The sequence below is a fragment of the Aeromonas sp. HMWF014 genome (genome assembly GCF_963878295.1).
Classification (GTDB): Bacteria; Pseudomonadota; Gammaproteobacteria; order Enterobacterales; family Aeromonadaceae; genus Aeromonas; species Aeromonas popoffii.
In genome coordinates this window covers 1-4,352 of record NZ_CAWNYS010000472.1, presented here as the reverse complement: position 1 = coordinate 4,352, position 4,352 = coordinate 1, and the positions used below count along the sequence as shown (strand labels likewise).

The following is a 4,352-nucleotide window of genomic DNA, read 5'->3' as shown; positions in this document are numbered from 1 at the left end:
TGAACTACGGCGACCCGCAGGGGTTGCCCGAACTGCGCAGTGTCATCAGCAGCTATCTGGTGCAGTCACGCGGCGTGGTGTGCGAGCCGGATCAGATCCTGATCCTCACCAGCTCCCAGCAGGGGATCCTGCTGGCGACACAGCTGCTCATCGATGTCGGCGACACCGTCTGGGTGGAAGACCCCGGTTATCCCGGGGCCCGCACCGCCATGGAGAGCGCAGGAGCCAGGGTCCACCCTGTGCCTGTGGATGGGGAAGGGCTCAATCCGCAGGGACGCCATCCGGCACCGCGCCTCATCTACACCACGCCGGCCCACCAGTATCCCCTCGGCGTGCCCATGAGCCTGCCTCGCCGGATGGCGCTGCTGAACGAGGCAGAACGTCACGGCGCCTGGATCCTGGAGGACGATTACGACGGTGAGTATCAGTACGATCAGCGCCCGCTCCCCGCCCTGCAAGGGCTGGATGCCCAGGGGCGGGTCATCTATGTGGGTACCTTCAGCAAGGTGCTGTTTGGCTCGCTTCGACTCGCCTATCTGGTGCTGCCGAGGCCGCTGATGAGTGCCTTCTGCCGGGCCAGGGCCGCCTTCGATGGCCACAGCAACCAGTTGCAGCAGGCGGTCACTGCAGATTTCATCCGTGCCGGTCACTTCGCCACTCACCTGCGCCAGAGCCGGCTCATCTATCAGAGCCGGCGCGATCTGCTGCTAAGCGAGCTCGCCAGTCACTGCCCACAGGTCACCCCGGTTTATAGCGGTGCCGGATTGCAGTGCACCGTACTGCTGCCCGTCGGCGGCGAGGCCCGCTGGACAACAAGCGCCAATACCAGCGGGATAGGCCTGCGCCCACTCGGCCAGTTCTATCTAGGCCCGCCGGGTCTGGAGGGCTGGCTGCTCGGCTTTGGCGCCCTCGACAATCAGACCCTGCGCCGGCTCTGTCGCCAGCTGGGCAGCCTGATGGCATCATCCTGATGAAGTCATCCTGATGAAGTCATCCTGATGAAGTCATCCTGATGAAGTCATCCCGGTAGCGAGACAAGCCCGCGCAGGGCGCTGCCCCAGGCTGCCGGACTATAATGGATGAACCCAAGTCGTAGAGCCTGGCCGAGATGTATAGACTCCTGTTCCTGATCTTCTGCCTTTCTCTCTCCTCCACCCCGATGGCGGCCACCCGCTTCACCTACATCAGTCCGGAGAGCGAACGGGATCCGCGCATGACCTATGACAGGGAGTTGCTGCGTCTCGCCCTCGACAAGACCCGTGACACCTTCGGCGACTATGAGCTGGTGCCCGCCCCGATCATGACCAAGGCCCGGGTGCGGCTCAGCCTGCAGCTCAACAGTTTCACCAACCTGTTTGCCATGGACAGCTACAGCAGCGCACGCGACGGCAAAGGGCTGGCGTATGTCCGCTTCCCCATTCATCTCGGCATCGTCAGCTATCGCGTCTGCTTCGTCAGTCCTCAACAGCAGGCGGCCCTGGCGGAGGTAGATGATCTGGCAGGGTTGCGCCATTTCACGTTTGGTCAGGGCAAGGGCTGGCTGGATGTGGAGATACTGCGCCATGCCGGTCTCAAGGTGGTAGAGGTGGATGGCTACGAGATACTGTTCAAAATGGTAGCGCGCGGCCGGTTCGATCTCTTGTGCCGCGGGGCGAGCGAACTGCGCAGCGAGCTGCTGACCCACAAAGATATAGGGGATCTGAAGATGGATCCCTACCTGCTGCTCTACTACCCGCTGCCCAGAGTCTTCTATACCAATGTGGCAAACGGTGAGGCCCTGAAACGGGTAGAGACAGGGCTGCGCCAAGCCTGGCAAGATGGTTCGCTGCAGGCCTTGTGGCGCCAAAGCTTCGGCCCCGCCATCGCCTTTGCCGGGCTCAAGCAGCGGCGTATGCTGCGACTGGAAAACCCCTTCCTCGAGGGGATCAGCTTCGACTACCGCCCCTACTTCTACAACCCCATGACGGATCGCTTCGGCGATCCATGATGGGCCTCAACCCTGTTCGCGGCAGAGCGCCAGCCAGGCCTCGGCGGTGCGGGAGAGATAGCGTTCGCTCGGCCATATCACCCCGAGTCGCCAGCTGAGCTCGGGCAGGAGCGGCCGCAGCACCAGACCGTCCGGGGTCAGCCGACGGCAGATGGGTTCGGGCAAAAAGGCGACTCCCATGCCGCTGCGCACCATGGCGGTGAGAAAGTCCCACTGGCTGCTGCGTGCCGCCACCTGGGGCACGAAGCCCGCCTGCTGGCAGGCCTGCTCCAGCCGCTCGCTCAGAGTGAAGGCCTGGGTGTAGAGCAGGAAGGGTTCATCGCGCAAATCCTCCAGCCGGATCTCGCGGCACGCCCGCCAGCGCGGCAAGTCCGGCAGCACCACCTGGATGGGATACTGATCCAGCTCCAGCGCACTCAGGGCGCCCCCCTCCCGGGTCGGCAGCATGGTGATGGCCAGATCCAGCTCCCCCGCCAACACCGCCTGCTCGATGCGCCGACCGCCATATTCGACGATGGAGAGCTCCACCTTGGGATAACGGCTGCGATAGGTGCGGATGAGATCCGCATAGACGTGACCCACCATGGGCGGGATGCCGAGGGCTAACCGGCCAAATTGCAGGCTCTGCAGATCCGCAAGCTCGGCCTCCAGCTGCTGCATCTCGGCCAGTATGGTCTGGGCCCGGTTGAACAGCACCTGACCGCTGTCGGTCAGGGTGAAGCGGCGCCCTTCACGGTTGAGCAGCGGCTGACCCAGCTCCTCCTCGATGTTGCGGATCATCTTGCTGATGGTGGGCTGGGTGACGAACAGCTTCTCGGAGGCGCGGGTGAAGCTCTGCTCGCGTACCAGTTCGACAAAGTAACGCAGGGCTCGGATATCCATAGTGCTCTCTCACAGGCGGCAAGCCTTAATCATGCCTCTTTGGCATGAATTTGATAATTTAAATTCATTTATTGCAGGTTTGGCCTATCCCTATACTGTGAGCCAGTTCACAGAAAGACACCCATCATGAAAGCCCTCTGCATTCGCTGGTTACAGACGCCCTTCCAAATCGCCCTGCTGGCCGCCATCTGGCTGCTGGCCGATGCGGCGGTACGCACCTTCCATCTGCCGCTGCCCGCCAACCTCACCGGCATGCTGGCACTGCTGGTCCTGATCCTGCTCGGCGTGGTCAAGACCCAGTGGTTCAGCGCCGGCGCCCGCTGGCTGCTGGCCGAGATGCTGCTGTTCTTCGTGCCGGCCGTGGTGGCCGTGGTCAACTATCAGGATCTGCTGTTGCAGGAGGGGTGGCGCATCATGCTGGTCTTGCTGATCAGCACCGCCCTGGTGCTGGGCACCACGGCACTGGTGGTGGACAGGGTCTATCGCCTCGAGCTGAAGCTGGCCCGCCGGAGTCGCCGCCATGTCTGATACCCTGCTTGGCCTGCTCTGCTTCGCCCTGACCCTGCTGTTCTACTACGCCAGCAAGTGGCTATATGGCCGCAAGCGCATACTGCCGCTGATGCCGCTGCTGCTGGCACCCACCCTGTTGGTGGCCGTGGTGCTGCTGTTTCATATCCCCTATCAGGACTACATGGCCCAGTCCCACTGGCTGCTCTGGCTGCTGGGCCCGGCCACCGTTGCCTTTGCCGTGCCCGTCTATGAGAATCGCCAGCTGATCCACCGTCACTGGCTCTCCCTCTCGGTCGGGGTCGTCGCCTCCGTCATCATGGCGGTGGGCAGCACTGTGCTGCTGGCGCGCTGGCTGCACCTCTCCGACATGTTGCAGCGCAGCCTGGCGATGCGCTCCATCACCACACCGTTCGCGGTGGAGGCGACCCGCGCCATCGGCGGCCAGAGCGATCTCACCGCCCTGTTTGTGGTGCTGACCGGCGTCATCGGCATGGCAGTAGGCGAAAGTGTGCTCACCCTGCTCGCCATCCGCAGCCGCCTCGGCAAGGGGGCCGGTTTCGGCGCCTCGGCCCATGGCGCCGGTACCGCCAAGGCGTACCAGATGGGTAACGAGGAGGGCGTCGTCTCCAGCATGGTGATGATGATTGCCGGCATGGTGACTGTGCTGTTCGCCCCCCTGCTCGGCAAGGTGTTCTGGTAATCCGGCTTGCAGTCAGGCCAGGTCCGTTTTTCCCTGCCAGGGGTGGCAAGCCTGCGCCTCTTGACACACACCTCAGCAAAAAGCCCGGGTCAGTGACTCGGGCTTGTTGATGACGGACAGCTGGCAGACACCGCGCCTACTCCTCGATAAAGGTCCACTCGTCTCGCACCCGGCTGATGGCATCGAGCCGGCGCTTGGCAAGCTGCTCGCGAATGGCTTCGCCCTTGAAACCGGCGACCACTATATCCTTCACAGGCACGGCCTGGGCTGCAC

At 63.3% G+C, this 4,352-nt stretch carries 5 protein-coding genes and 1 pseudogene; 4 read left to right on the top strand and 2 right to left on the bottom strand.

The features are described from left to right. Positions 1-971 (top strand): aminotransferase-like domain-containing protein (locus tag AAC083_RS18415; protein WP_108537370.1); only part of this gene is annotated, 971 nt, incomplete at its 5' end. Between the two features lie 137 nt (positions 972-1,108). After that, entirely contained in the window at positions 1,109-1,987 is an 879-nt protein-coding gene (locus tag AAC083_RS18410; RefSeq protein ID WP_108537369.1) for a hypothetical protein, read from the top strand. Between the two features lie 6 nt (positions 1,988-1,993). Here AAC083_RS18410 and AAC083_RS18405 read toward each other — a convergent pair whose 3' ends face one another. Next, on the bottom strand, positions 1,994-2,869 hold the full coding sequence (locus AAC083_RS18405) for a LysR family transcriptional regulator (RefSeq protein ID WP_108537368.1): 876 nt from the start codon (positions 2,867-2,869) through the stop codon (positions 1,994-1,996). A 126-nt stretch (positions 2,870-2,995) separates the two neighbouring features. Between AAC083_RS18405 and AAC083_RS18400 the strand changes: the two genes are divergently transcribed. Next, positions 2,996-3,397: a CidA/LrgA family protein gene (locus AAC083_RS18400; RefSeq protein ID WP_108537367.1), complete on the top strand. Its 402-nt coding sequence runs from the start codon at positions 2,996-2,998 to the stop codon at positions 3,395-3,397. Next, positions 3,390-4,079: an LrgB family protein gene (locus tag AAC083_RS18395; protein WP_042035339.1), complete on the top strand. Its 690-nt coding sequence runs from the start codon at positions 3,390-3,392 to the stop codon at positions 4,077-4,079. The genes AAC083_RS18400 and AAC083_RS18395 overlap by 8 nt, the downstream gene beginning before the upstream one ends. A 136-nt stretch (positions 4,080-4,215) precedes the next feature. Here the strand turns inward: AAC083_RS18395 and cca are convergent. Further along, positions 4,216-4,352 (bottom strand): annotated as a pseudogene (gene cca, locus AAC083_RS18390) (multifunctional CCA addition/repair protein); the annotation flags it as partial.

Coding starts and splice junctions, on each gene's coding strand:
- AAC083_RS18410 (WP_108537369.1), top strand. CDS start 1,109: ATGTATAGACTCCTGTTCCTGATCTTCTGCCTTTCTCTCTCCTCCACC.
- AAC083_RS18395 (WP_042035339.1), top strand. CDS start 3,390: ATGTCTGATACCCTGCTTGGCCTGCTCTGCTTCGCCCTGACCCTGCTG.
- AAC083_RS18405 (WP_108537368.1), bottom strand. CDS start 2,869: ATGGATATCCGAGCCCTGCGTTACTTTGTCGAACTGGTACGCGAGCAG.
- AAC083_RS18400 (WP_108537367.1), top strand. CDS start 2,996: ATGAAAGCCCTCTGCATTCGCTGGTTACAGACGCCCTTCCAAATCGCC.